Here is a 26,768-nt window from a genome sequence, read left to right on the forward strand (position 1 = left end):
CACTCAATCCTACTTCCTTTTCCCATAAAACGCGAGGAAAGCGCTTCATCATAGTAAAGCGTGCCAGACACCCTTTATTAGGATAAAGGGTGTCTGGCACGGATTTAAATTCGTACGGTTCCGTTTTGACTTTGGTAAATGGAATCGATTAGTTTAATATTTTCAAGTGTTTTAAATTGTAGATCGTCAATCGTTTCTTGGTTTCTCGTAATTCGTTCAAATGCTTCAATTTGAAGACTATACTGATCACCTTTCTCTACTACTTCTCGCTCGCCATCATTCGTAGAGATCCGAATTATCCCATTGTGATCATTCGCATCTGGTCGGTAGGCGTGAGGAACTGTAATGCGCCCTTTTGTACCAATGATTTCATACTCATTGCGTAAAGGTGTGTTAAAGCTACAGTCTACTTGAACGAGTGTTCCGTTCTCAAGTTTCATTGTTACAAGTGAAGCTACGTCTACCTCATGGTCTTCATCAACAGTAGAGATTGACTGAACATGTTCTGGTTTACTGCCTAATAAATGAAGCGCAGAGTGCGTTCCGTAGCAGCCAACGTCCCAAAGGGCGCCACCACCCTTTTCTGGGTCTAATCGAATGTTATAGGAACTCTGGTCAAAGCTAAAGGAGAAACTTGCCTTCATTAATTCCACATCACCGATCTCTCCTGAAGCGATAATCTCTTTCACACGCTCATGTTGAGGATGGAACTGATACATGAAGGCTTCTAAGAACACCACATTGTGATGTCTACACGTCTCTATCATTTCTTCTACGTCACGGTAATGTAGAGCAGCTGGCTTCTCGCATAAGATATGTTTACCTGCTTCTGCTGCCTTTAAGACCCATTCTTTATGAAGATGGTTAGGTAAAGGAATATAGACCGCTTCTACTGAGCTGTCATTTAGCAATTCCTCATAATTGTTATACGCATTTTCGATTTCAAATTGCTTCGCTACTTCCTGCTCCTTCCCGCTGCTGCTGGCTACAGCTACAACCTCAGCTCCTTCCGTTCTCTGAATGGCTGGTATTAACGCTTTTTTTGCAATATTTGCTGTACCTAAGATACCCCAACGCACTTAAAATCCGCTCCTTTATATTCTTTTTAGCTATTCCTTCCCAGCGTCTATACCCGTTCCTTCCCATATTCAAAGCTTTTAGAAGCATATCCTTCTATTGTTTTTTGAATTTTTAGTCATTTAGGTTGATTTTTCTTCTTTTCTTGTCGATAAAAAGCAAAAGAGATATAAGATTAAAGGAGTGAGGGGATGTTCGGGAAACATTCATTGAAAGGGAAAATGATTTTATTTATGGTATTGATTGTTACGATACCATTACTTTTAACGGGCTACTTATCCTACCAGAAATCTGAAGCACTGGAATACGCGGTCATTCATAAAGGAGATCTTGAAAATCTAAATAAGGATTTTCATTCCATTTTTGAGTCCTATGAGGAGAAACTTTCTTCTTTAGCAAGCGAAGAGGAAATGGATGTCTCTAGCTATTCTTTTGATAACAAATCGAACGCTTCTATTACCAATATGCCCGATCAGAACGACCCTGTAAAAACGGCCTTTTACGAAGAGTACTTGCAAGACAAAGCTGCAAATGACGAATACACGTTAAACTTATATTTGGGTACAGATGAGGGAGCCTTTTACCTTTCTAACATTCCCCCTAAAGAGGTTAACCTAAATCAATACGATCCAAGGTCTACCGATTGGTATAAGAAAGCCTTAGAAGCTAAAGGGGAAGTCATCTGGACTGATCCTTATATTGATACCGGAACAGGGAAATCAACTATTACATTAGCAAAAACCTTAACTCAAAATGGTGAGATACAAGGAGTAGTCGGACTGGATTTTGATATGCATCAGTTGGCTTTAATTCTTCGTAAAGATGTGTTGATCAACACGTTAATCATAACAGCCGTTTCTCTTATTCTAGCCATCATAGTTATTTATTTTTATTTCACTAGAATCTCTAAAGACTTATCTGCTGTTCAAGAAGGGATGTCTCAGGTAGCTAAAGGGGATCTAACAACGGAAGATTTACCAACCAAACGGAAAGATGAAATCGGCCAACTCACAACAAGCTTCAACCATATGGTTACAAATGTAAGGAATCTAATTTCTAGCGTGGTAGCTACCTCCCAACAGGTAGCAGCATCTTCAGAACAATTGCACGCCAATGCTGAAGAAACTTCAACAGCAGCCGAACAAATTGCGGGTTCAATTCAACACGTTTCTTCAGGTGCCGATGACCAATTAGACAAGATTGATGGAGCCGCACAACATATGAAACGACTTTCGAAAGATTCAAGTGCACTTGCTGATCGCACTTCTAGAATCACCCATACAACAGAACAGACATCCCAAGAATCCGAACAAGGCCAGGAAATTATAACAAAGGCGATCCGCCAAATGGAACGAATCAACCAGAATACAAATGAAACAACTGTGATGATGAATACACTCAATGAAAAATCAGTAGAAATTGGCTCCATTGTCTCTCTTATTACCAATATTGCAGAGCAGACAAATTTACTTGCTCTTAATGCAGCTATTGAAGCAGCACGTGCTGGTGAACATGGCAAAGGATTTGCAGTAGTTGCTGACGAAGTTCGCAAACTAGCAGAGCAGTCAAATCAATCTACCAAGCAGATCCAATCTCTTATTCAGGATATTCAAAACAAAACACATGACACTCTCTCCTCCTTGCATGAAGGAGAAGAAGCACTTCATGAAGGGACGAGCTTAGTCAATCGTGCAGGTGATGTATTTACGAACATCTCAACTGCTTTTCACCACCTAGCCTCAGACATGAATGAAATGTCAACTTCTATAGTAGACATGAATAAGAACACCGACTCTTTATCTGAAACCATGGACACCGTTACCGCTATCACGTCTCAGACGAGTGGGTTCACACAAGAAGTGGCGAGTGCTGCTGAGGAACAAAATGCTTCTATGGAAGAAGTTTCTGCTGCAACAAGAGCATTGGCTACATCAGCCTATGAACTACAAGAGCTTGCCTCCGCATTCCAAACTAAAGTTGACTAACATATACGAGGATTTTCTCTTTTATGTTGCCTATTGAAAGTAGACCTTTAGCTAAGGTCTACTTTTTCTTATTCGAATTCACAAAACATATTTAAAATACAGAATCTTATAGTAAAATAAGTAAAAGGTTGAATGACCAATTATGTTAAAGATTGGAGTTATCTATGAAGGATTCTGTGCTCAGATCATGGAGTATCTGGACAACCATTGCTCTCATCTTGATGGGAATCACGATGCCATTATGGTTGAGCGTTGATGTAGTCGGACTGACGTCTGCGATGGAGGATTTAGACAACAACCCGTCTGGCAGTACGCTTATGATGACCGCTTTTACACTTGTTATGTTAAACACAATACGTGCGCTCCCACATTATCTTGGAGCGCTATTATTAGGAGATATACTTGGCAGGAAGTTTGAGAAGCCCTGGCTAAAAGTAGCGGTTCCTTTCGTAGTCATCCCATTGGTATATGCATCGATCAATTCTTACAGCGCCGTCAATTACGATTTCGGTGGCCCTGCTTTCTTGATCTTACTATCTATCGTATTGATGCACATGTTAAGCCGCGATCAGCTAAGACCTGTTCTTAAATCATTTGTTTTAGCTCAATTATTGTTTGGCTATCAATGGCTTGATACCGTTACGTTTTTAACTCCATATGGCTTCGGTGGTGGAGCGATCTCATCTGAACTTAAAGACATTGCGGTTTCTCTGGAATTTGGAACTACTCTTTCTTTCTATAGCATTGTCCTTTGTTCGATATTCGTCATCAATGCAGTGATGTTAGCTGTTTATTTAGCGGTCTCTGCTCAAAAGTGGAAAATCAAACAAGACCTAAATCGCGCCAGAGGGGAAATGATTGAATCAAGATCAGGACGAGAGGCTCTTCATCTAGTTCATGACTTAAAAACCCCGCTCGCTCTGATCGAAGGACTCAATTCATTAATTCAAATGAAAACGAAGAACCAAGAGATCCTCGATTATACGGATAAAATCTCAGAATCTATTCAATCTACCAGCAATATGGTATCTGAGATTCTGTATGATGAGAAGAAAAACTGGTGCAGTATGAAGCGTTTAATCGAATACATCAGAGCCAACAAATTAAGTTATGCGGCCATTTCCTTCGATTTTGAATTACATGCAGATGAACAAGCTGAAGTCCTTGTAAACAAAATACGCATGACCCGGGCGATGGTCAACTTGATTGATAATGCCTGTGATGCTGTAGACGGGGTTGAAGATGCCCATGTTATTATCCGAACGGAAGCACACGGGGAGGAAATTTGGCTCGGTGTTGAAGATAACGGCCAAGGAATTCCAAAGAAAGAGCAACAAAAGATATGGAAACCTGGCTTTAGCACCAAAAGCCATCCTGGCTTCGGCCTGACTTTCGTTAAAAACGTAGTTACAGAACATGACGCCACCCTACATATTGAAAGTGAAAAAAATCAAGGAACCTTATTCTGGATCCGATTGCCAAAGGAGCGTGTAAGCTATGAACATTCTAATCATCGATGACGATTCTTCCCTTCGCTATATGTTAAGCGAAATCTGCAACCATGCAGGATGGGACTCAAAAACAGCAGAAAACGGCAAACAAGGTGTAGAGCTGTTTAGAAAAGCTTCCTTCGATTTGATACTCGTTGACTACCATATGCCGGAAATGGACGGTTTGCAAACTGTTAAAGAAATTCGAAAGACTCACTCTTCCATTCCTATTTTAGTGTTAACGGTAGATGAGCGTCAGGAAATTGCCGATCAATTCCTTAAAGAAGGAGCAACAGACTTCGCCCTCAAACCCGTAAAAGCACCGGACATGATTTCAAGAATTCAGCTCCACGTGCAACTTTCGAATATTAAAGAAAGCCAAAACCAAAACGACAATGTTTATAGCACAAAAGGAATCAGCAAAGGAACATTATCGTATGTAGAGGACTATTTAAAGGAACAAACCGACCCCACCTCTGTAGACGAAATATCCAAAAAAGTAGACCTCGCCTACCCAACCGTCTACCGCTATGTCATGCACTTATTAGAAGAGGGCAAAGTCAAACAAGTCGTAAGCCACCAAAAAATAGGAAGACCGAAAAAATTGTATCAGTGGTATACCCTCTAGAAAAGCGCAGGGGGCTTGTTAAACGAATAGAGGAAGTTCGGTTAAGAACGCCGCGTCCTGCGGCAACACCGCCCCCCACTTCCTGTGGGGCCGGAGCAGCCCAAAACTCACCCTTACCTACATTCAAATCTACTAATCCCATCCCCCGGACGTTGATCCGAGGGATTTTTTCATTTTTTTCTGTTTCATTATTCGACAAAAGCTCGTTACAATACGAATTATCTTGCAATTATCATAATTCAAACATCACGAGAGGAGCCTTACGATTATGGAACATTTCGGAATTCTATCATTACTACCATCAGTTGTGGCCCTGACATTAGCCATTTGGTCTAAAAGGGTCATTCCATCTCTACTTTCAGGGATTTTAGTTGGTACGGTAATGATTGATATACAAGCAAACGGTGTACTGCATTCAATCTTTTACTCGATCGTAAACCTATTTGGCGCGATCGCTGGGCACCCCGCTAATCCTGAGGAAGGAATTAGAGGGATGGGCATCGTAAAAGGAGCCGGAAGAGCAGAGTTAATTCTCGTTGTCTTCCTGTTAGGAGCTTTTATAGGCGTGTTAAACAAATCAGGAGGAGCTTATGCTTTTGGAAATTGGATTGCTACGAAAGTAAAAGGAAAGAAAGGAGCTCAAGTTTCCACAGCGGTTATGGGTAGTTCCCTTTTCACTAGCGCCTACTTCAGTTCGTTAGCAACGGGAACGGTTTTTAAACCAATTTATGACCGCATGAACATTTCTCGAGAGAAGCTTGCCTTTTTCCTGGATTCTACTTCCTCCCCGATTAATGTCCTTGTACCCATATCAGGTTGGGTTGCATTTATGGGGGCCTTAATGGTCGATAATATCCCTAGCGTTGATGATCCAATACTAGGCATCGCAAAGACGATTCCCTTTAACTTTTATAACATTGTGATTCTAATCATGGTGTTCCTATTTGCCTTTGGTAAGATTAAAGATTTCGGTCCGATGAAGAAAGCAGAAGAGCGAGCTCGAAAGACAAAAGCGACCCGCTCAAAAAAGCAGCCAGCACAAGCTGAAATGGCTGCTACTACAGATGGAAATGACCATGCCTCTCCAATGGATATGGTTCTTCCTTTAGGGGTTACGATTGCTACTCTTGTCTTTCTTGGTTTATGGAACTACACACTTCCTTATTTCATCTCCATTGAAAAGCTTCCGCTCGATGGAAATAAAATGTTATTAATCAGTTTCTCTTTAGGCATTCTGACAGCGTTTATCCAATATACGCTTACGAAGAAAATGAGTCCGGCTACATTTTTAAATGAGTTATTTGAGGGAAGTAAAACCGTTATACTCGATGGAATCATTATTATCTTAGCCGTTACATTAGGAGATATTATGCGTGCAACAGCTCCTGAGGGAACGGGCGCAGCTGCTTTCATAGAAGAAGTTGCAGGTGGAGTCATCCCGACATCTATGGTCCCCGTGTCATTATTTATCTTATCCGGATTCGTAGCTTTCTCTATGGGAACCTCGTTTGGCACGTGGGCGATTATGATGCCAATTGGTGTTTCGTTAATGCTTGCGACCGGAGGGGATCCGATTTTAGCAGCAGCTGCTGTCCTTTCAGGCGGAGCGCTTGGAGACCATACCTCCCCAATCTCTGACACGAGCATTATGTCATCCGTCGGAGCAGACTGCGATCATATGAGCCACATCAACACGCAACTCCCGTATGCCCTTACAGCAGCCGGGGTGGCCTCTGTGCTCTTCCTTGTTACCGGATTTATTATGTAAAAAGAAAACTCCTGCCTTAAGGTAGGAGTTTTTATAGCGCATTCTCTTTTTCTATATTTTACGATAGACTAACAGTATATTCCCAATTCTTTAACAGATTAAAGGTGGTTTAAATGGATATCAAGCATTTGCAATATTTTATAGCCGTCTCTCGTTTCAATAGCTTCACACGCGCAGCCGAGGAATTGTACTTAACACAGCCAACGATCAGTAAAATGATTAAAAATCTAGAAGAGGATCTTGGGGTAATATTGTTTGATCGGTCCAGAAAGAAATTAACCCTTACGGATGCAGGAAAAGTCATCTTAAAACAAGCTAAAGTAATCGACGCAGCTTACCAGGATCTAGAGGTAGAAATTGACCAACTCTTTGAACTCAAAAAAGGGGAAGTGCGAATTGGCCTTCCGCCTATTATGGACTCGACCTTTTTCTCCACCATGATCAGTCAATTTCACGATAAGTATCCTCATATTACCTTTCAATTCATTGAACATGGATCGAAGAAAATTGAAGAACAAGTGCGGAATGAAGAAATTGATATTGGGATTGTGGTTCTCCCTACAAAAGATCATACATTTGAACACCTTACCTTCAGCAAAGAAAAGCTAAAACTAATTGTCCCCCATTCTCATCCTTTAGCCAAACACCAGGAAATATCCTTAAATGATATACGAAACGAGGAATTTATATTATTTAATAAAGATTTTGTTCTGCGTGAGCGTATTGTACAGTCTTGCCGCCAAGCTGGCTTTGAACCTACAGTCCGTTCAGAAAGTTCACAGTGGGACTTTATTGAAGAAATGGTCGCTTGTAAACTAGGCGTCACCCTCCTACCTGAGAGCATTATAAAGAATCAACACCGGGATCTATGCTCCATATCTATTCAAGAGCCATCTATACCTTGGGAACTAGATATTATATGGAACCCAAGTCACCATCTATCTCATGCAGCACAGGAATGGATCAATTTCACTCATACAATTCTAAAAGCTTAGAGCCCTGGCTCTAAGCTTTTCTTTGTTTTATAGGAGTTTCTCCTAAAAGATCAACCATTCCCTCAACTCGGGCCTATGCATAGTTTTCATGTTTGTAAGCCGTTTCATAGATTTCATCAATGGTTAAGATGCAAAAAGCCCATTTTACTTCCAATTGGGACGGTTTTACACTAGATGTATAGAAGAAATCAATCCTTCTTTCAGAAAGACATGTCAATCTGAGCTGATCATAGATTGTTAGAAAGGAATTTCGAGCTATGGAAAAAAGAGCTAAAGAAAGTCGCATCGTCAACACGGATCAAGTGCTTACAAGTGATTTAAATAACTACGACACTTTATTTGGTGGCGTGTTAATGAAAAAACTCGACGGGTGTGCAACCTTGTCTGCCCGCCGTCATTCAAGAGCAAAAGAATGTGTCACAGCGTCTACTGATTCCATTCACTTTTTACATCCTATCTGTCAGACAGATTCCGTTTGTGTAGAGTCCTTTGTGTGTTCCACGGGGAATAGCTCAATGGAGATCTTTTGCAAAGTCATTGCGGAGGATATGATGGAGGGCACGCGAAAAGTCGCCGCTACCGCTTTTCTTACCTTCGTAGCGTTAGGAGAAGATAAGAAGCCTGTAAAAGTTCCTAGTGTGATTCCTGAAACAGAAGAAGAAAAATTCTTATATAGCTCAGCCACCGAACGAGCTGAAGCACGAAAAAAACGTAGAGAAAAGAGTAAAGAACTCGCTGAATATATAACGTTAGAAAAACCTTGGGATGAGTAAATAAAGGATAGGAGGAATCAAGGATGATCAAAGCAGCAAGCCTGAAGCAACTACGTGAAGTAAGCGAAGATTTAAACACATTAAGAAAAGCTGAACAAGAGCTTTTTCAACAATTTATTCATATAATCCAACTCACCAGACAATTGCAGCTTCGTTATGACTATATGGGCTGCCTATTACTGCAGGAAGATCCGCGTCAATGTGCTCCTGACTTTATTGAAGAGTCCGTTCTGAACTTGTACCAACATGAAATTGACACTTTAAGAAAACATCCACAAATGGACAAGCTTGAGAACCTATTAGATCATTATAAAGGAATTGGCTATACCAAAATCAGTCTCCTTGCTCTTGGAGAGTCACCAGAAAGCCTTGTAGGTCCGTCCATCGCAACAGCCTAATAGGAAAAGAAAAACGTTACTGGGTAAAGAGTCTTTCTCCAGTAACGTTTTTTATTCTTGCTTTGCCTGGCAGGTGGGACAGTAATAACATCGCCTTGAAGCGGCAGTGATCTTCATAATTTCTGTACCATCCACTCTGCATGGCTTCCCTGCCCTGTTAAACACGTAATGTCTATATTGCGACCGTTTCTCTCCCTTTTCTTTCAAACGATCTGCAAGCTCTGGCTCCACGGTGATTCCACCCGTTTTGTAAGAACGCTGCATCAATGTAAGGACAGCTTCAGCAGCTCTTTTAATTTGAAGATCCGTACAGTCCATTGGCCGTAAATCTGGATGAATCCCTGCAAAGAAGAGAATTTCACTTCTCAAATAGTTTCCGATTCCCGCCAAAAACGTTTGATCTAGCAATAGAGAAGTCCATTTTCTTTTCCTAAAACGCGTGGATGTAAACCGTTCCACTAAGCCTTCAGTTGTCATCGATTCATTTAATAGATCGGGTCCCACTTTTGATAAGAATGGATGTTGATCCACTTCCTCATCTCTTAAAACTTCGATATCTGAAGCACTATACAGTAAAGCGGATTTCTTCTCGTTATGAATAGCTAATCGAAGTTGACGATTGGTCTTAGGGTAGTTATAAGATTCCCGAACATACCATTTCCCATAAAGTTGATTATGCGAATAGATCGTATATCCATTATTAAAGCGAATCACCATCGCTTTCCCCTTCGTCTCCACGCGAATCACTTCACTATTGGTAAATAGAGACTCATACTCCTGAAGCACCTCAAACGCAAATGATACTTCTAATATAGGTGAAGCTTGAAGCGCTTTTTCCACTTCATCTGCTGCTCTTCTGATTTCCGGTCCCTCAGGCACTTTCTCACCTCCACAGTTCTCGCTTTCTCATCTTTTTGAACACTTGGTTCATCACTTCAGATAGTACAAGCCCAATTGCTATAGCACCTGAGATCATGAATACTTTAGCTGCGATGGGAAGAGCCTGTCCGTAATCATTTTGGACAAAATTGCGCATCGCATCATACGCTAGCCCTCCCGGCACTAAAGGTATAATACCCGCTACGCTAAAGACGATAACAGGGGTTTTATACAACCTCGCAAAGAACTGTCCGATCATAGCAATCACAAATGAGGCCACAAACGTCCCTGTCACAGCGTCAATATTTGATTCAACAAACAGAATGTAAATCACCCATCCTATGGAACCAACTAACCCGCACTTCAGCAACGTATTCCTGGGCGCCTGAAAGATAACTCCAAAGGCAGCAGAGGCGATAAAACTCGTGAAGAATTGTTCTGCAATCATAAACGTCCCACTCCATTTTTAAAAAATTGAAAAGGCAATGGCGACCCCTCCCCCAATGGCAAATGCGGTCAGGAAGGCTTCTGCCCCTTTAGATAATCCGGAAACCAAATGGCCTGCCATTAAATCTCGAACGGCATTTGTTATGAGAAGCCCCGGTACAAGAGGCATGACAGATCCAATAATAATCTTATCTGTCTCATGCCCGACACCAAATGACATGAACGTAAAAGCAAGCGTACCTATACATAGAGAAGCCAAAAATTCAGCAAAGAATTTAATTTCAAATAACCGGTGTAAAAGCAACAATACGATAAACCCAATTCCACCAGAAATACAGGCGGGTAAGAAGTCATACCAATTCCCCTGGAACATGATCGAAAAGCACCCACTGGCTAAGGATGCAGCCGCGATTTGTGTGCGCATTTTATAATCATATTTAGAACCTGCGGTATCGATTTCAGTCAATTGCTCACGAGCTTCAGCTAACGTCAGCCGTCCCCCTGTTATATTTCTTGAAATATCATTAGCCAGGGTAACTTTATTTAAGTTCGTCGACCGATCTGAAACACGAACAAGTTTCGACGGCTCAATCTTGCTTACAGAAAAAAAGATCCCTGTTGGGGTCACAAAACTTTGGGCATCTTCCTTGCCATAAGAAGCAGCAATCCTCGTCATGGTATCCTCCACACGATACGTTTCAGCGCCATTTTGGAGCATAATCCTACCAATTAATAAACATAACTCAATCATTTCAACATTATGATTACGCGTCATCTCCACATACACCCTCCCTTCTCTCTATCTATACACATGTGTATAAAGTGTAGCTGATTGGGGCCAATAGAAGCAAGATGCAAACAAAAGCGCAAGCGCCCGATTAGCAACGTAAGGACTGGACTGAGCCGACGTGAGATAAAGGAAACACGGAGAGCCAATGGCGAACCGATGTTGACTTATCGACCAGAGGTGAGGGAAGTCCTCTAGTTGCTGGGCGCTGGAGCTGGATGTAAACAAAAGCGTAAGCGCCCGTTCAGCAACGTAAGGACTGGACTAAGCCGACGTGAGATAAAGGAAACACGGAGAGCCAATGGCGAACCGATGTTGACTTATCGACCAGAGGTGAGGGAAGTCCTCTAGTTGCTGGGCGCTGGAGCTGGATGTAAACAAAAGCAGAAGCGCCCGTTCAGCAACGTAAGGACTGGACTGAGCCGACGTGAGATAAAGGAAAGACGGAGAGCCAATGGCGAACCGATGTTGACTTATCGATCAGAGGTGAGGGAAGTCCCCTAGTTGCTGGGCGCTGGAGCTGGATGCAAACAAAAGCAGAAGCGCCCGATTAACAACGTAAAAAAACCAGGTGATCCAATCACCTGGTTTCGTTCTAAGAAGGAACAGCTTCAAGGAGGAGATCAACTAAATGGACGGCCTCCATTTGATCCCCGAGCCCTTCTCGCTCAATCCCCATTTTCATTTGCAACAAGCACCCTGGATTGGCGGTAACTAAAACATTCGGGGAAATGTCTTTTACGCGCTCCATTTTATGATCAAGGATTTGCATCGACATTTCTTCTTGCACTAAATTGTAGATCCCCGCAGAACCGCAGCAATGATCCGCTTCTTTCAATTCCACAAATTCCACTCCTTCAATGGATGATAATAGTTTCCTCGGAGCGGTGTAGGTTCTCATTACGTTTCGTAAATGACAGGAATCCTGATAGGTTGCTATGCGGTTTGATAGTTTTAGATCTTTCTTATGAAACTCCATCTCTATTAAGATTTCAGAGATATCTTTTATCTTTTCGGAGAAGGCTTTTGCCCGTTTTGCCCACTCTGGCTCATCTTTCAAAAGATGTCCATAATCGACTAAAAACGCTCCGCACCCACCGGCATTTAAGATAATATAATCAACCTGCAGCGCCTCAAATGCTTCGATATTTCTCTTAGCAAGATCTTTAGCAGAATCCTTCTCACCGCTATGACCATGTAAAGCACCACAACAGGCCTGATCCTCTGGAATCACGATTTCACATCCCGCTTTTTGTAACAACGTTAACGTGGCATCGTTTGTCTTCATGAACATGGTATCCATTAAACAACCTGAAAAGAAGGCAACACGTGCCTTTTGCTCTGTTTCAGCATGAAGGTGGGTCGGACGCGATTTTAATTCACTTGGCTTCGGAATAGGAGGAAGAACTTTTTCCATGGTTCTCATGTTTTCAGGAAACAGTTTCATGACGCCACTTTTTCGAACGATCGACTGCATCCCGCTTGATTGATAGAACCATAGCAAATTATTCACCCTGACCATATTCTGATGATGAGGGAACAACTTATCGAAGGCAAACCAGCGAACGGCTTTCTCAGGAACGGATCGTTTCTTATTTGATTCTAATATATCCCGGGCTTCCTCTAATATATGTCCATAGTTCACCCCTGATGGGCATACCGGTTCACACGCTCGGCATCCAAGACACATATTCAGTTGATCTTCAAAATCCTGATCAGGCTCAATGACCCCATCCACTACCCCTTTAATAAGAGCAATTCTTCCACGAGGCGATGCCGCTTCATTCCGATTTGTCTCGAGGTAGGTCGGACAGCTCGGTAAACAAAAGCCACATCGCATACAATTCAGCAACTCATCATATTCCATACGTTCTTCAAATGATTGCTGCACATTTTGTTTACGCTTTTCCTGGGTACTCATCCTATCACGACTCTCTTTCGTTCATCCTTCGCAAAGATCTTCCCTGGGTTCATAATGTTTTGAGGGTCAAAAGCCTGCTTTATGCTCCTCATGGCGTTTACACCAGCCTCGCCTAACTTAAGCTCAAGGTATGGGGATTTCATTTCGCCGACCCCATGCTCCCCTGTAATTGTTCCGCCAAGCTTAATCGCTTCAATAAATATATCTTCAAAGGCTTGTTCAACCCTTTTTAATTCATCTTGATTCCGCGCATCCGTGAGGCATGTAGGATGTAAATTCCCATCTCCTGCATGACCAAATGTGCATATGGTCACGTCATGTTTCTTCTCGATTTCTTTAATGGCATGAACCATCTTCGCGATTTCAGAACGAGGCACAGTGGCATCTTCTAAAATGGTCGTAGGTTTTAACCGTGCTAACGCCGATAAAGCGGAACGCCTGGCGGTTCGAAGGGCATCTGCCTCTGCTTCGGATTGAGCAACTTGAACACTGATTGCATTCATTTCATTACAAACAGACTCAATGTGATTCATATCTCGCTCTACGACCTCTATAGGACCATCTTGCTCAATAAGAAGGACCGCTTCTGCTTCTATAGGTAAACCGACCTTAGCAAAGTCCTCAACCACCTTAATCGTTGATTGGTCCATAAACTCAAGCGTAGTGGGAATGATTTTATCCGAGATCACCTTTGAAACCGTCCGGGCTGCGGACTCTAAATCCTCATAAACAGCCAGCACGGTTTTCTTGGCTTCTGGTTTCGGAATGAGTTTAAGCGTAGCCTCTGTAATAATCCCAAGCGTTCCTTCAGAACCTATAAACAATCTCGTTAAATCATAACCTGCTACATCTTTCGCTAGTTTCCCACCTGTTTGAATGATATCGCCATTTGGTAAAACGATTTCGAGACCTAATACATAATCACGGGTCACGCCATATTTTAGCCCTCTTAATCCACCTGAGTTCTCCATTAAATTCCCGCCAATCGTAGAGATCTTCATAGAACTCGGGTCTGGAGGATAGAAGAGCCCTTTTTCTTCTACGGCATTAACCATATCTAGCGTAATCACACCAGGCTGAACCTTAACGGTTAAATTGTCTTCATCTATCTCCAAAATTTCTTTCATATGATTAAACAAGAGGACGATGCCCCCGTTTGTCGGGCAAGTACCTGCAGCGAGATTCGTTCCTGATCCTCTTGGGACAATTGGAATCTGATACTCATTACACGTTTTCAGCAATGCACTGACTTCTTCTGTATTCCTAGGACTTACGACTGCATCCGGAAGCGCCTGAAAATTAGGTGTAGCATCGTAAGAATAGACCAGTTTCATTTCATTCGAATCTTGATAATTTTCCGTTCCAACGATGGAAATCAGTTTCTCTCGCACTTCTAAGCTGATCATATTTCATCTCCTCCTTTCGTACAAGATCACATATCTTCTACCAGAATATAGGTCGCTTTTACTGGACCATGGACACCTACAATAAGGTTCATTTCGATATCTGCACTATTACTCGGCCCGGTAATGAAACTCACACACGGAGAGACATCAACGCCATCAGCATGAGCCTGATGGATGTGCCGAACAGCTTGGGTCATCCTCGGAACCAGCGTGCTCTTCGGTATAATCGCAATATACGTTCTCGGAAGAAGACTGATGGATCGTCCATTGCCCCGATGGTTAAAAAGCGTCACGGTTCCAGACTCGGCAAGGGTGATATCACTGAATGTAATTCCTACATCCGCTCGTTCAGCAAAAGTAAGATTTTTGGTTCCTTTAGCAGGATCCCATAAATGAAAAGAAACACCTTTATCCTGGAGATTGTTGTAGAAGGAGCTCAAACCATACTCATCATTCCGCTTATCATCAGCGGCTACAACCACATTTCCCTCGTTCTCCTCAATCGCTTGTTGAAGGGTTTTAGCTAACGTTTGGGTGGTTGACCGTTTAAAGTGGGTATGAATCGAATGGCACTGGTCTTCTAATTTATCCACTAATTCTTCTTGAGTGGCTCCTTCGAAGACTCTCCACTGCGGTTCGACACTGTACTGAGGACGTGTGACCCCTTTGGAACGCCTTTTTCTTCCAAGCTGGTCCGCCACATTATTTAAGAATGAATCCCGATTTTGAATACTCATGATGAACGCCCTCCCTTTTGTCTTGATTTAAACCAGGCCCGAAAGGTCTGTTCACTTGGTGCAGGGAAATCCCGAACGTCTGTCCACCCTTTCAGTGGTCCTGGACCGCTCTCGATTACACCGTCTTTTGTCCAGGGCTTCAATGCGCTCCGTGCCATTCTGGTACTCAATTTGTATGCCGCAGGATGTGATCCCCACTTTGCAAACCCCTCCATCATTATCCTTTCTGAAGGAGGTGATTTCTTTTCTTTCTCAACTATGATTTCTCGATGCCGGACTAAGTGTTCATGTAGCGGAATCTTAACCGGGCATGCTTCTGTACAAGCAGCACAAAGCGTAGAAGCATATGGCAAGTCTTTATGATCATCGTATCCATCAAGAAGAGGCGTTAATACAGCACCTATTGGGCCAGGGTAGACCGATCCGTATGAATGCCCTCCTACGTGCCGATATACCGGGCATACATTGATACAGGCGGCACAGCGAATACAATGCAAGGCTGATTGAAATTCTGTTCCTAATATATTGGAACGACCATTATCAACAATGACAAGATGATAATCTTCAGGCCCATCTACTTCGTCTTCTTCTTTCGTGCCTGTTATAGAGGTCACATAGCTCGTAAGCTTTTGGCCAACGGCTGCTCTTGTTAACAGACTCACCATCACATCAAGCTCTTCCCAGGTAGGGACAAGGCGCTCCATTCCCATAACAGAAATTTGCGTTTTCGGGAGTGCTGTTACAAGTCGTGCGTTTCCTTCATTTGTAACGAACGTGACCGCTCCTGATTCAGCAACGGCAAAGTTACATCCTGTTATTCCTACGTCAGCTGATAAAAATTCCTTCCGTAGCTGTTCACGTGCAAACGTGGCGAGTTCTTCCGGAAGATCAGAGTTTTTGTACCCTTTCTTACTCGCAAACGTCTCTCGAATTTGCTCTTTATTCTTATGAAGAGCCGGTGTCACGATATGAGAAGGAGGATCTTCATCCATCTGCAAGATCCATTCGCCTAAGTCCGTTTCTACAACCTCCGCACCAGCCTGTTCAAGCGTTTCGTTTAAACCGATCTCCTCTGTCACCATGGATTTCGATTTTACAATTTTCTTCGCTTCTTTCTTCTGAACCACGTTGCGGATATATTCATTCGCCTCCTCAGCCGTTTGAGCAAAGAAGACTTTCCCTCCACGCTTTGAGACCTGGCTGCTTAATTGCTCTAAGTAAAAGTCCAGATTCTGAAGGGTATGAGTTCGAATTTCCTCCCCCAGCGTACGCCAGTCTTCCCAATCTCCTAATTCTTCAGCGGCTTTAAGTCTTCCGCTTCGAAAGCGACCTTGAGCAGAAGAAACAGCTCCGCGCATAAAGTCATTTTGAATCCCTTCTTGAACTCGGTCTCTAAAGGGTGCTTGTCCTATCTTAATTCCCATAATTTATCCTCCTTTCTTACTGGCTATTTAAAATCTTAGTAATATGAAGAGTCTGTACAGGTCGATCATCACGGCTCAAACGCCCACCGATATTCATTAAACAACCCATATCTCCGCCAATGACGTAATCGGCTCCTGTTTCCATGATATGATCGGTTTTCTCCATGACCATTTGTTCTGAAATTGTTGAATTTTTGACAGCAAAAGTTCCTCCAAATCCACAGCAATCTTCACACAAAGGTAAATCAATAACCTCTAATCCTCTGACGTTTTTTAATAATTTATAAGGAGCTTCTGTAACCCCTAAAAGACGCGTCATATGACAGGAACGGTGATAGGTCACTCTTCCATGGAAAGTGGCTCCGACGTCTTCTATTTTCAACACATCCACCAGAAATTGAGTGAGTTCATACGTTTTATCCGCTAACTCCTGCGCTACGTCTCTCCATTCAGGGTCATCCTGGAATAAATGAGGGTACTCCCGAAGCATGGCTACACACGAACCAGATGGACCGACAACATACTCAGAATCCTTAAACGCTTTCATAATTTGTTTCATTGAGTCCTTTGCTTTTGTTACATACCCACTATTGTAAGCAGGCTGACCGCAACATGTCTGAGACTCTGGGAAATCAATTTCACACCCAAACCGTTCAAGAATTTCTACCGTGTCTTTCCCAACGTCTGATGCCATTACATCACATAAACACGTAATAAATAACGAAACTCTCATTTTTCATTACCTCCTAATGATTGGCCTGCTCGTTCATTAAGCAGGTCATCTGATGACTAGGCGAAACCAAAGCCTCTCATGCGAGGACATGGCCTGGTTGTTCTATTTATTAATAAAATTACTTAAGGCTTGTTCAACTTTCGTTAAATGCTCAAACATGTGCTTCTTAGCAAGCTGTCCATCTCTATGTTGAATTGCACGCAAGATGTCATAGTGTTCCTGAAGCAAGGTTGTTGTTTTCTGTTCAGAATGAAGCCATAACCGACGTGTTTCTCGCATGGTTTCGACCATGATTTCTGAAACACTATTCATTAAATTAATTAACATATGGTTATGCGTTGAATGTGCGACAGCCAGGTGGAATTCTAAATCAGCCTCTTCACCTAACTCCCCGTTTCCTTTCGCTTCTCCCATAGCTACCAATGCCTTTTCCATAGCTTCAAGGTCTTCTTCTGTATGATGAATAGCCGCTGATTCCGCAGCACCTACTTCTAAGATCTTACGTACTTCTAACAACTCTTTAATATCCTCTTTCTTCATAAGGAAAGCAACTGATACTGGAACGGAGAAACGAGAAGGTTCAAACTGTTTAACAAAGGTCCCTTCACCCTGACGCATTTCAAGGAGTCCCATTGCTCTAAGTGCACTTAAAGCTTCACGAATGGCAGAGCGCCCTACTTGAAAGCTCTTAGCTAAGCTCTCTACTGAATCTAAGCGATCCCCAGGCTTTAAATCTCCTTGTCTCAACATATCTATTAATGAATCCGCTACTTCTTCGTATATTTTTCTAGCGCGTATTTGTTTGTATTCCATGATGTCATCCTCCAACTTCAAGTCAACCTTCTTTCATTTTAAGAGCAGATCATCTGATGACCTGCTCTTAGAGATATACTAAGGGAAAGTGGAAATGTTTTCAATCGTTTATTGAATTTTCTTACACAAAAATAAGGAGAGCCTCTTTTGAGACCCTCCTTAAAGCATTAAAAGAATGAAACCTCCCAATCCTGCTAATGCACCATATAAAAGAGCAGGACCAAGCGTGGTTCGAATGATATCCCCTTCTTTACCCGCTAGACCTACAACCGCTGATGCAGCCACCACGTTATGCACGCAAATCATATTCCCAGCTGATGCGCCCATTACTTGAACGGCCAGGACGATATCACTGTTCATGCCCGTTTGTGTTGCAATACTATGCTGAACAGGAGCAAAGGTGAGGTTAGACACTGTTGCACTTCCTGTAATGAACGAGCCAAGCTCCCCTAAATAAGGAGCGACAACAATCCACATCGAACCAAATCCGCCAGCCAGGCTCTTTGCAATATATTGAGGCATACTTACAAGGTCATTGCCATTTATTCCTGAGTTCGTAAAGACTTGCACTAATGCTAATGTAAATAATAAAGCTACTCCAGCACTTTTGATTGAGCCAAGAGCTTTTACGGACGCTGTAGTAAATGTGGAGAACGATTTCTTTTGGAGAATGAGAGCGACTAAGGCAGCAAGTACAAGAACGGTACCAGGTGAGTATAGAACTTGCCATCCAGAAGAGATCTCATCAAACCCCATAATACGTTCATAAGATAAGTCTAAGTTGTTCAATGTAAACTGCTTAATAGGCGTAATGATTCGAGTAATAAGAAGGAGAACAACAACGACTAAATATGGTGCCCAAGCGGTCAATAAGCTCATAGAAGGAGCTTCTTCATCTTCCACAAAATCTTCCTGTAGCGCTTCTTTCCACTCCTTCTCAGGAAGAAATACTCCCCTTTTCGCCGTGATTGTCGCGACAGCTAGCCCTGTCAGTGAAGCCAGTATGGAAACAAATTCGTGACCAAAAAAAGTAGCATATAGTAACGCAGAAACGGAATACGTTAATCCAACTAGAAGGGCCCAACGGAATAAAGGGAAAGATGCTTTCATTCCTTTTCCCTTTCCAAAGAAAAGCGTCAGTACCACAACTAAAATAAATGGGATAAATGTGGCCCCTAAAAGGTCAATCCACGTAATCTTAACGCCAATCGTTTGAAAAAACGTAAGATCGGCCCCCGGTACATTACTCAATCCTACCTGAACTGGGGTGCCGACTGCCCCAAAAGACACAGCAGAGCTATCTGCTATAAGAGCAAGTGCCGCTGCAGCCATCGGGGTAAACCCTAGTGCTACCAGTAGCGGCCCTGTCACAACAGCCGGCGTCCCAAAACCCGCAGCCCCCTCAATTAAAGAGCCAAACAGAAAAGCTACAATGACAACCTGAACTCTCATGTCTCTTGAGATATCCCGGAAACCTTGATTGATACGAGTGACCGCTCCAGTCCCTCGTAATGTTTCTAAAAGCACAATCGCTCCAAAAAGAATGAGAAGGATCGTCAATGCTTTATGAGTGCCTTGCAAAATAGAAGCCAAAATCACATTGCCGCCCACGCCCCAAACCGTAAAAGATAAAAGAATGACTATAATGGCGCTAAAAAACATCCCTTTTATAGCTGAGAGACGTAGCAGAACTAAGAAAATAAATGGAGCAATAATGGCACTTAACGCAGTTAATGCAAGCATAGTAATTTCCCCCTCACCTTTATACAGCTCTTATATTCCCGAACGATCGCTTTGAATAGGTCAGTCGTCAGATGACTACCTCTACTTCCATCGTACGCCGAAACGAGGGGGTTCTCAATAGCTACTAGTGACAGAGTTGTGTGGATTATGTGGCAAACTCGTTACGTTTTATGAAATAGTCTTGCTCGCGTAAACGGCTGGTGTTGTCTCTTTCGGTGCAACAAGTATTGGCCACCAGAAAGGAGCTCCTCGCCATCCATGTTCTTTCTTCCCTTGTTGATGAAGGAGGATCAAGGCCGGAACGTCTGTGGCTACTTTTCTTGCTAGACCAAGCTCTCCCTTTCCGTTACTTGGCGTATCTGGCGAGGACTCAAAACGCCCGTTCTTATCGTAACGCTGGATTTGGCGGTTCTCCCGTACGATGATCCAAACGTACCCTTTATTCTCAGAATCATGGGCATGAGAAAGATAATGAAGCATGGACTGATGGTCTTCTACGTCCCATTCATATCCCTCCTCCATTTCGAGCGTTTGATGGATAAGGGTAAGAAGCTCACTTGCGAGTTCAACCGGAATGAGAAACGCTTCTCCTTTTTTCTTTACCGGGCTCTCTCTCCATTTCTCAAGCTGCTTCGTGATGTGGTTCACTGTCTTTTGGATATAGGTTTTATACCCTGTCTGAAAACCGATTGGTAACAGACGCTTATGAGGTTTCATTAACCTGATATTGGATAATAGGATTTTATTAGGACTGCAAGGAATCATCTCCTCTAACGGATCTTTCTGAATAAACACGACTCCCTGATCATGTCCCCCACTTTCAAACGCATCTCTTAGAGCTGTATCAAATTCGTGGATGCGCTCCATTACGTCATAGATATGACGCGTGGTGTAGAACCGGGTAACCGCAACATCTGCTAACGGACGAGCTCCATACATCCGTGAGTGTTGAAGTACGGTATCTTGTTGAAACGACTTTGGGTTTCGCCCGTAGAAGAATCCGATTAAATTCCCAATTGTAATCCCTCGATCTAATATTTGTCCCCCAATAAAAATATTCATCGGGGCTCTTAACTGAAGTTGACCTGTATGGTCTAATAGCTCGTTAACATCTTTCTCCGAATTGACAACAGAGCTGACCAGATGCTCTTCTAAGACAGCCTTACGAACTTCGTAAAAGAGTTCTTGAAAGGATGGTTGTGGCAAGTCTACTTTAGAAACGGAGCGCATCAAATCGTTGTATGACGCTTCAATCAGTTCACGAAAGATCGGATCATCGTTCTCAGCACTCTCCCGTAATTGACTCTCCATACGATTCACCATTTCCTCCTGCCAAGCATGGGCCATTTTCCCTCGTTCCGTATGAATCATACACGAATACTTCTCCATACGAGCCCCGCTTTTTCGCTGTTGCCATCTCCGGATTGAACTTCCCACAATAAAGTTCACTAATGCTTCTCTTATATTTGAGATGTTCTTCTGATAAAGGAGCTGGTCAAGCTTTACCCGTCGCCTGTCTAATTTCTTCATCACTTCTAGCTCACGGTCTTCTATCTCATGAAACAAATGAGAAGCCATGTGATCCAAGTTATTCGCCTTCTCGAAGTACATGTCTCCCCCTACATACTGATTATGAACGGGCACAATCTCTGTGAACGCCGGACGAACGGGTTGAAAGACCTTATTCTCATGAACCTTTCGCTCCTCAGGCTGTAGATACAACGAATAAGGCGTAGCCGTCACTTGCAGGAAGGAGCTCGATGGAAGGGTTTCCCGCAATTCATCAATCTTCCCTGATATGACACGCAGTTCATGTATATTCGCCTCTGTATTCTTCTGATAGGCTACACTAGCAAAGTCAGCTTCATCATCGATGAACAGAATACGTTTAGAAGAGAGATCCGGATATTTCTCAAATAACGCTTCTTTCAATCGATCCATATTCTTCGTTTCTTTCTTAACAATGAAAGCGAGTTTCTGCTGGCGTTCCCATTTTCTTAAGTTATCGGGTAAGCCCATAATATCGAATACACGCATTTGGTCTTCTTCCATTTGAGAAGCGAATTCCTGCTGTACGCGGACATAGGTTTGCCTGGCCAAAGCATTTGTCCCTTTCGTTAAAATGATGACAAGATCATAGCCATTATCATACCCTAGCCCCATAATCCCAAGGAAAGTCCGGGTTTTACCTGATTGGACTTTCCCAAGGAGCATACCTGGACGATTCGAACTTGTCCTTTCTTTCAACAACTGGTGAACGGTGTTTTCGATACACTGGCTTATTTTATAGTTATATTGCTTTTCCTTTTGCAACGTTTGATAAAATCGCCCGTCTAAGCGGATCGATTGTTCAAGACTGACTGACATGCCGGTCACTCCTATACTTTCTATCTATACTCGTAAAAAAAGCCATCAACCTCCGGATGGAGGCAATGGCTCTTTCTTATAATCTAGTATTTAGTATACCAAACGTGTAAAGGGTGAGTCAGCCGTGAAAAGTTGGCTATTAGAGTGGGTCTCTACTCGTTCATTGCACGATGAAGGTAAATAGAGAACTTAACGCGAGAAACCGGGTCTTGCTCTTTGTATTCAACTTCAGTAAAGATTCCAGCCCCTTGTAATGTCTCTACATTTTCATCGAATGATCCTACTTCTCCTAGACCAAGAGATTCGATCATCATTTCAGCAATCACACTGAATTTCAGCGCGCCGTTTCCATTTGCCTGAACATTTTCTCTTGTCATGTTTGAAAGAAGAATCTCAGCCTGGCGAACCGTTACAGGTTTGTTTGGTTTAAATGTACCATCCACATAACCATGAATGATGTCCTGATTAACGAGATCTTGAACTTCTTCATATCCAAAGTCGTCTTTATTAAAATCTTTAAATAGAGACTCTTTGTCTTCTTGTTTTTCTTTGTCGTCTTCTAGGATCTTAAAGATGGATTTAGCTTGGTCTGTATTCTCCGTCAGACCTGCAAACATTTCTTTACCTGGTCCATAAGCATAGACTTGTACATCTACACCCGTGTGTCCGCCTGTTGTCCAGCCCGTGTGAGAGCGGACATTAAAGATTTCAGAGATCGCATCAGATAGCGCATACTTGTTCTCCTCTAGTTGTTTCGACGCTTCTTCTACAGACTGAATTTCTTCTTCTGTTAGTTCAAATTCCGTGTACTTATTTAGTACTTCTTCAACATTTCCACCATCTTCAATTTCAGCTGCCATAAATTCAGGTGTGCGTTTAGCGTCTTTGATTGGTTGCGGATCGAAGACATACGGTCCTCCACGTCCAATGCTAAGTCCTCCAGTGGAATGGTCCGCTGTCGTAACCACTAACGTTTCTCCGTCCTTCTCAGCGAAATCAATAGCAGCCTGGAACGCCTTCTCAAAGTCTTCCATCTCACTCATTGCTCCAACAATATCATTCCCGTGGCCAGCCCAGTCGATTTGGCTTCCTTCTACCATTAGGAAGAAACCATCTTCATCCGTGCTCAAGCGATCTAATGCGCTCGTTGTCATTTCTTCTAAAGATGGAATGTCATCCGTGCGGTCTTTCATTTTCGGAAGACCTACAGGCGCGAATAAACCAAGAACCTGATCGTTCTCATCTTTCATCAATTCGTCTTTCGAAGTTACATAACTATATCCATCATCTTGAAACTCTTCAGTCAAGTTACGGTCTTCACGCTCGAAGTAATCCGTCCCCCCACCTAATAAAACATCCACTAAATGTTCGCCATTCATAGATAGATCGAAATAATCATCTGCAATATCGTTGTAGTTATGACGACTTTCGTCATGCGTACCAAATGCAGCAGGTGTAGCATGGTTAACTTGAGAGGTCACAACAAGACCCGTTGCTTTTCCGTTCTCTTTAGCTTGTTCAAGAACCGTGTCGACTTCTGTTTTATCATTATCAACAGCGATTGCTCCATTGTATGTCTTAACCCCTGCGGACATGGAAGTAGCCGCCGCTGCTGAATCCGTAATATTTTCTTCTGCATCATCTGAATACGTCTTTTGCATCCCCACTAAGTATGGATCAAATGCGGTTGGTTCCATCATTGGTGTAGATGGATCGTCTTTTAGATAACGATAAGCCGTCGTATAAGAAGGCCCCATTCCATCTCCAATAAGAAAGATCACATTTTTAATTTCCTGGTCATCTTTTGATTCTTCCGCATTGACCGTAGTCGTTTGACTCCCTGCGAAACTCGTTAACATAATAGACGAAATCGCCGCTGCGGATAATACTCTTGTAGCTATTTTTTTACCAAACATAGTACCCCTCCTGATTAACTAATGAACATCTTTATAGTAACTCTCAAATGTATATAGAAGATTACTAGAATGTTAATATTGGGTTAAGGAATAAGGTGAAACAAACCTTTCGACGCAATTTAGAAAAACATACTCCTCCTTCTATCTGTAACCATCGAACTCCAAGGTTCTCCTTTTCATTGATTTGTATTAAAATGAAGGGGTTATGATAGGAGGACGTTATAGTGGAACATAAAGATATTAAATTAATTGCTCTAGATATGGACGGGACGTTGCTGACTCCGGACCACGAAATCTCTGAAGCAAACAAAGAAGCTATTCATAAAGCTAAAGAAAAAGGAATCCATGTTGTGATTAGCACGGGGCGTTCCTTGTCCAATTTCAAGGAAATTATTGAACCACTCGGGGAATCTGCCTATTTCGTTACGATTAACGGCGGTGAGATTTATGATGGAGCCTTTAACCTGGTAGAACGTAATCCCCTAAATGGGAAAGATGTCAGGCACCTTTGGGATCTGACCAATAAGCATAACGCTTACTTCTGGTCTTCTACTGTTCAGGGCCGTTTTAACAGTCAAGAACCGTTTGACAACGAAGTCGAAGATTACGAGTGGCTGAAATACGGATTTGAGTTTGAGGATCCTGAACTCAGAGAAACAATCTTAAGCGAGCTTGAAAACAATGACTCGTTTGAAATAACGAATTCAAGCCCTACCAACATTGAAATCAATCCAGCCGGTATTAATAAAGCAACGGCTCTTCGCAAGGTCACAAGCTGGCTCGACCTTACCATGGATCAAGTGATGGCTGTTGGCGATAGCGTAAACGATCTGGCCATGATTCGTGAAGCCGGATATGGAGTCGCAATGGGAAATGCGCAGGACATCGTCAAAGAAGAAGCGACCTGGGTAACAGCAAGTAATAAAGAAGATGGTGTCGCAAAAGCGATTAATGCGATTTTAGACAAATAAAGCCTTTAAGGGTAACTGAAAAAAGGAACTTGCTATAACAGCAAGTTCCTTTTCTAATTGGATTCTCTGAGGGGTTCTGAGGTAACGAGATCTTCTGGTACATCTCCTCCACCGCTTGGGGTGAAAGGAATATCTGATAGATCTACTTCTTTATACTCTACATAGGCCCCTCCGCTTGCATCAAATGAACGTGACAGAACTGTTCCAAAAACTGAACCACCGCCGGTAATAGTAAAGTTAGCATTAGGGGCATAAAGAATAGAAGAATACGTTCTGGCACCTCCGGAGATTTTCACCTCATCTCCCCCGGTGAAAATGTGGCCTTGAAAACCTCCACCTCCGGTTATTTCGATGTCTGCCGTTTCTGCATAAAGTGAGCCATAAATCATTTGGCTTCCCGAAAGTTTAACATTTCTCGCTTTATGTGAATCTTTTAAGTAAACATTTAACTTACTAATTGAACCTCCCTGATTGATTGTACTTCCTGACCCCATTGTTATTTCATCTTTTACATATATCGTTAAATTTCCTGAACCGATTATATTAATATGACCGTTACTAACATTAAGGTGGTCCACAACTATTGATTTGTCCTTATCGCCCACATCAACATTTAAAGTATTATTACTCCCCATCTTAATCTCTGTAAAAGTGGCACTTTGGTCTAATTTAAGCGTGTATCCATCTGCCAACCAGCTATCTACACTAAGCTTCCCATCTTTTATAACATCATGCTTATTATGTTGTGTTCCAATTCTTTCATCAGGATAAACGGGATATTGCGGATAAGTTGGGAAAGGAGGAAGTTCAAACGGTGTCGGCTCTTCTATAGGAATAGGCCGGGATATATCCATGTAATGCTTAGCATCTATCGCTCTGTTCTCTGCCCCTTTAGGAACATAAATATCTCCATTGATATAAGTACCTCCACTAAAAGAAATAGTCCCGGAATCATCTGAATTGGTCCCAACATTCCCTTTAATATTTGCTCCGCCCTTTAATGAAATATTGGTCTCCGTAAACACAGCCATTTCACTTGGTATAGAAAGACCGCCCTTTTCCTTCCAATTCACATAGAACAACTTTTCTACTGTTCGTGACCGTTGACCGATTACTCCTTTCGAGCTGATTCTATAAGTTCTTGGATTTTGGTTATTCACCTTTTCTATTTTCATATTCGCTTCTGGTTGATGGTCAAAGGCTGATTCGAACGAATCAAATGTGGTTATTTTTAATATGTCTTTCTCTAACTCATCGTAAAAGGAATCTATTTCATTCGTATTTTGATAATAAAACGTAACCCGGTCCTCTACATTTTTCATTCTTTGCGTAATTCCCGCTTCAGCAATGTAGTAGGAAGCCTGATAATTTCGTTCACCGGACGTCATCTTTGTATTATTTAAGACAAGCCCCATCAATCCTAGTCCTAATACTGATAAAACTACGAACACCATAAGGACGATAGGTAGCGCTATTCCTTGTTCATTCCACCTATGTTGATTCTTCATCC

General features: G+C 42.4%; 22 protein-coding genes. 8 read left to right on the top strand and 14 right to left on the bottom strand.

What is annotated here, in order from left to right; translation table 11 throughout:
• Positions 1-104: 104 nt before the first annotated feature.
• Positions 105-1,079, bottom strand: coding sequence for a Gfo/Idh/MocA family protein (locus QNI29_RS20415; RefSeq protein ID WP_231419493.1), 975 nt, complete (start codon positions 1,077-1,079; stop codon positions 105-107).
• A gap of 189 nt (positions 1,080-1,268) precedes the next feature.
• Here QNI29_RS20415 and QNI29_RS20420 point away from each other — a divergent pair, with 189 nt between their 5' ends.
• The 7 genes from QNI29_RS20420 (at position 1,269) to QNI29_RS20450 (ending at position 9,114) form a co-directional block, all read left to right on the top strand.
• Entirely contained in the window at positions 1,269-3,062 is a 1,794-nt protein-coding gene (locus tag QNI29_RS20420; protein ID WP_231419492.1) for a methyl-accepting chemotaxis protein, read from the top strand.
• A 164-nt stretch (positions 3,063-3,226) separates the two neighbouring features.
• Positions 3,227-4,582 (top strand): sensor histidine kinase, encoded by a 1,356-nt coding sequence (locus tag QNI29_RS20425; RefSeq protein WP_255688837.1) that lies wholly within the window; start codon positions 3,227-3,229, stop codon positions 4,580-4,582.
• Positions 4,560-5,180 (top strand): response regulator, encoded by a 621-nt coding sequence (locus QNI29_RS20430; RefSeq protein WP_231419490.1) that lies wholly within the window; start codon positions 4,560-4,562, stop codon positions 5,178-5,180. The genes QNI29_RS20425 and QNI29_RS20430 overlap by 23 nt, the downstream gene beginning before the upstream one ends.
• Positions 5,181-5,448: 268 nt before the next feature.
• Positions 5,449-6,948 carry a Na+/H+ antiporter NhaC family protein gene (locus QNI29_RS20435; protein WP_231419489.1) on the top strand — a complete coding sequence of 500 codons (1,500 nt, stop codon included), beginning with the start codon at positions 5,449-5,451 and terminating at the stop codon, positions 6,946-6,948.
• A gap of 113 nt (positions 6,949-7,061) precedes the next feature.
• The gene (locus QNI29_RS20440) at positions 7,062-7,943 is read left to right on the top strand and encodes a LysR family transcriptional regulator (RefSeq protein WP_231419488.1); all 882 of its coding nucleotides are present in this window, start codon (positions 7,062-7,064) and stop codon (positions 7,941-7,943) included.
• A 257-nt stretch (positions 7,944-8,200) separates the two neighbouring features.
• Positions 8,201-8,716: an acyl-CoA thioesterase gene (locus QNI29_RS20445; RefSeq protein WP_231419487.1), complete on the top strand. Its 516-nt coding sequence runs from the start codon at positions 8,201-8,203 to the stop codon at positions 8,714-8,716.
• A 23-nt stretch (positions 8,717-8,739) separates the two neighbouring features.
• Positions 8,740-9,114, top strand: a complete 375-nt coding sequence (locus tag QNI29_RS20450) for a hypothetical protein (protein ID WP_231419486.1) — start codon at positions 8,740-8,742, stop codon at positions 9,112-9,114.
• 51 nt (positions 9,115-9,165) lie between these two features.
• On the opposite strand, the gene nei is transcribed toward QNI29_RS20450, so the two are convergent.
• From nei to QNI29_RS20515, 12 genes are all read right to left on the bottom strand, one after another.
• Complete coding sequence (gene nei / locus QNI29_RS20455) at positions 9,166-9,993, bottom strand: endonuclease VIII (protein WP_231419485.1); 828 nt, start codon at positions 9,991-9,993, stop codon at positions 9,166-9,168.
• 4 nt (positions 9,994-9,997) lie between these two features.
• Positions 9,998-10,441, bottom strand: coding sequence for a threonine/serine exporter family protein (locus tag QNI29_RS20460; RefSeq protein WP_231419484.1), 444 nt, complete (start codon positions 10,439-10,441; stop codon positions 9,998-10,000).
• A gap of 18 nt (positions 10,442-10,459) precedes the next feature.
• Positions 10,460-11,215 carry a threonine/serine exporter family protein gene (locus QNI29_RS20465; protein ID WP_231419563.1) on the bottom strand — a complete coding sequence of 252 codons (756 nt, stop codon included), beginning with the start codon at positions 11,213-11,215 and terminating at the stop codon, positions 10,460-10,462.
• A 607-nt stretch (positions 11,216-11,822) separates the two neighbouring features.
• The gene (locus tag QNI29_RS20470; RefSeq protein ID WP_231419483.1) at positions 11,823-13,148 is read right to left on the bottom strand and encodes a (Fe-S)-binding protein; all 1,326 of its coding nucleotides are present in this window, start codon (positions 13,146-13,148) and stop codon (positions 11,823-11,825) included.
• Positions 13,145-14,554 carry a glycolate oxidase subunit GlcD gene (gene glcD / locus QNI29_RS20475; protein ID WP_231419482.1) on the bottom strand — a complete coding sequence of 470 codons (1,410 nt, stop codon included), beginning with the start codon at positions 14,552-14,554 and terminating at the stop codon, positions 13,145-13,147. The genes QNI29_RS20470 and glcD overlap by 4 nt, the downstream gene beginning before the upstream one ends.
• Before the next feature lie 26 nt (positions 14,555-14,580).
• Positions 14,581-15,291, bottom strand: a complete 711-nt coding sequence (locus QNI29_RS20480; RefSeq protein ID WP_231419481.1) for a LutC/YkgG family protein — start codon at positions 15,289-15,291, stop codon at positions 14,581-14,583.
• Positions 15,288-16,715 carry a LutB/LldF family L-lactate oxidation iron-sulfur protein gene (locus tag QNI29_RS20485; protein WP_231419480.1) on the bottom strand — a complete coding sequence of 476 codons (1,428 nt, stop codon included), beginning with the start codon at positions 16,713-16,715 and terminating at the stop codon, positions 15,288-15,290. Before QNI29_RS20485 ends, QNI29_RS20480 begins: the two co-directional genes overlap by 4 nt.
• A 16-nt stretch (positions 16,716-16,731) precedes the next feature.
• Positions 16,732-17,448, bottom strand: a complete 717-nt coding sequence (locus QNI29_RS20490) for a (Fe-S)-binding protein (protein ID WP_231419479.1) — start codon at positions 17,446-17,448, stop codon at positions 16,732-16,734.
• 102 nt (positions 17,449-17,550) lie between these two features.
• Complete coding sequence (locus QNI29_RS20495) at positions 17,551-18,261, bottom strand: FadR/GntR family transcriptional regulator (RefSeq protein WP_231419478.1); 711 nt, start codon at positions 18,259-18,261, stop codon at positions 17,551-17,553.
• Positions 18,262-18,420: 159 nt separating this feature from the next.
• Positions 18,421-20,004, bottom strand: a complete 1,584-nt coding sequence (locus tag QNI29_RS20500) for an L-lactate permease (protein ID WP_231419477.1) — start codon at positions 20,002-20,004, stop codon at positions 18,421-18,423.
• Between the two features lie 168 nt (positions 20,005-20,172).
• Complete coding sequence (locus QNI29_RS20505) at positions 20,173-22,371, bottom strand: Z1 domain-containing protein (protein ID WP_231419476.1); 2,199 nt, start codon at positions 22,369-22,371, stop codon at positions 20,173-20,175.
• A gap of 152 nt (positions 22,372-22,523) precedes the next feature.
• On the bottom strand, positions 22,524-24,287 hold the full coding sequence (locus QNI29_RS20515; protein ID WP_370635530.1) for an alkaline phosphatase: 1,764 nt from the start codon (positions 24,285-24,287) through the stop codon (positions 22,524-22,526).
• A 224-nt stretch (positions 24,288-24,511) separates the two neighbouring features.
• Here QNI29_RS20515 and QNI29_RS20520 point away from each other — a divergent pair, with 224 nt between their 5' ends.
• The gene (locus QNI29_RS20520) at positions 24,512-25,258 is read left to right on the top strand and encodes a Cof-type HAD-IIB family hydrolase (RefSeq protein WP_284526660.1); all 747 of its coding nucleotides are present in this window, start codon (positions 24,512-24,514) and stop codon (positions 25,256-25,258) included.
• A gap of 53 nt (positions 25,259-25,311) precedes the next feature.
• Here the strand turns inward: QNI29_RS20520 and QNI29_RS20525 are convergent, their stop codons facing one another.
• Entirely contained in the window at positions 25,312-26,766 is a 1,455-nt protein-coding gene (locus QNI29_RS20525; protein WP_231419475.1) for a DUF2807 domain-containing protein, read from the bottom strand.
• Positions 26,767-26,768 lie beyond the last annotated feature (2 nt).

It is taken from the genome of Pontibacillus chungwhensis, from assembly GCF_030166655.1.
GTDB lineage: Bacteria > Bacillota > Bacilli > Bacillales > BH030062 > Pontibacillus.

Excerpts from the sequence above, each read along its gene's own strand:
- QNI29_RS20420 (WP_231419492.1), top strand. The coding sequence starts at position 1,269 with ATGTTCGGGAAACATTCATTGAAAGGGAAAATGATTTTATTTATGGTA.
- QNI29_RS20425 (WP_255688837.1), top strand. The coding sequence starts at position 3,227 with ATGAAGGATTCTGTGCTCAGATCATGGAGTATCTGGACAACCATTGCT.
- QNI29_RS20430 (WP_231419490.1), top strand. The coding sequence starts at position 4,560 with ATGAACATTCTAATCATCGATGACGATTCTTCCCTTCGCTATATGTTA.
- QNI29_RS20435 (WP_231419489.1), top strand. The coding sequence starts at position 5,449 with ATGGAACATTTCGGAATTCTATCATTACTACCATCAGTTGTGGCCCTG.
- QNI29_RS20440 (WP_231419488.1), top strand. The coding sequence starts at position 7,062 with ATGGATATCAAGCATTTGCAATATTTTATAGCCGTCTCTCGTTTCAAT.
- QNI29_RS20445 (WP_231419487.1), top strand. The coding sequence starts at position 8,201 with ATGGAAAAAAGAGCTAAAGAAAGTCGCATCGTCAACACGGATCAAGTG.
- QNI29_RS20450 (WP_231419486.1), top strand. The coding sequence starts at position 8,740 with ATGATCAAAGCAGCAAGCCTGAAGCAACTACGTGAAGTAAGCGAAGAT.
- QNI29_RS20460 (WP_231419484.1), bottom strand. The coding sequence starts at position 10,441 with ATGATTGCAGAACAATTCTTCACGAGTTTTATCGCCTCTGCTGCCTTT.
- QNI29_RS20465 (WP_231419563.1), bottom strand. The coding sequence starts at position 11,215 with ATGACGCGTAATCATAATGTTGAAATGATTGAGTTATGTTTATTAATT.
- QNI29_RS20470 (WP_231419483.1), bottom strand. The coding sequence starts at position 13,148 with ATGAGTACCCAGGAAAAGCGTAAACAAAATGTGCAGCAATCATTTGAA.
- glcD (WP_231419482.1), bottom strand. The coding sequence starts at position 14,554 with ATGATCAGCTTAGAAGTGCGAGAGAAACTGATTTCCATCGTTGGAACG.
- QNI29_RS20480 (WP_231419481.1), bottom strand. The coding sequence starts at position 15,291 with ATGAGTATTCAAAATCGGGATTCATTCTTAAATAATGTGGCGGACCAG.
- QNI29_RS20485 (WP_231419480.1), bottom strand. The coding sequence starts at position 16,715 with ATGGGAATTAAGATAGGACAAGCACCCTTTAGAGACCGAGTTCAAGAA.
- QNI29_RS20490 (WP_231419479.1), bottom strand. The coding sequence starts at position 17,448 with ATGAGAGTTTCGTTATTTATTACGTGTTTATGTGATGTAATGGCATCA.
- QNI29_RS20495 (WP_231419478.1), bottom strand. The coding sequence starts at position 18,261 with ATGGAATACAAACAAATACGCGCTAGAAAAATATACGAAGAAGTAGCG.
- QNI29_RS20500 (WP_231419477.1), bottom strand. The coding sequence starts at position 20,004 with ATGCTTGCATTAACTGCGTTAAGTGCCATTATTGCTCCATTTATTTTC.
- QNI29_RS20505 (WP_231419476.1), bottom strand. The coding sequence starts at position 22,371 with ATGTCAGTCAGTCTTGAACAATCGATCCGCTTAGACGGGCGATTTTAT.
- QNI29_RS20515 (WP_370635530.1), bottom strand. The coding sequence starts at position 24,287 with ATGTTTGGTAAAAAAATAGCTACAAGAGTATTATCCGCAGCGGCGATT.
- QNI29_RS20525 (WP_231419475.1), bottom strand. The coding sequence starts at position 26,766 with ATGAAGAATCAACATAGGTGGAATGAACAAGGAATAGCGCTACCTATC.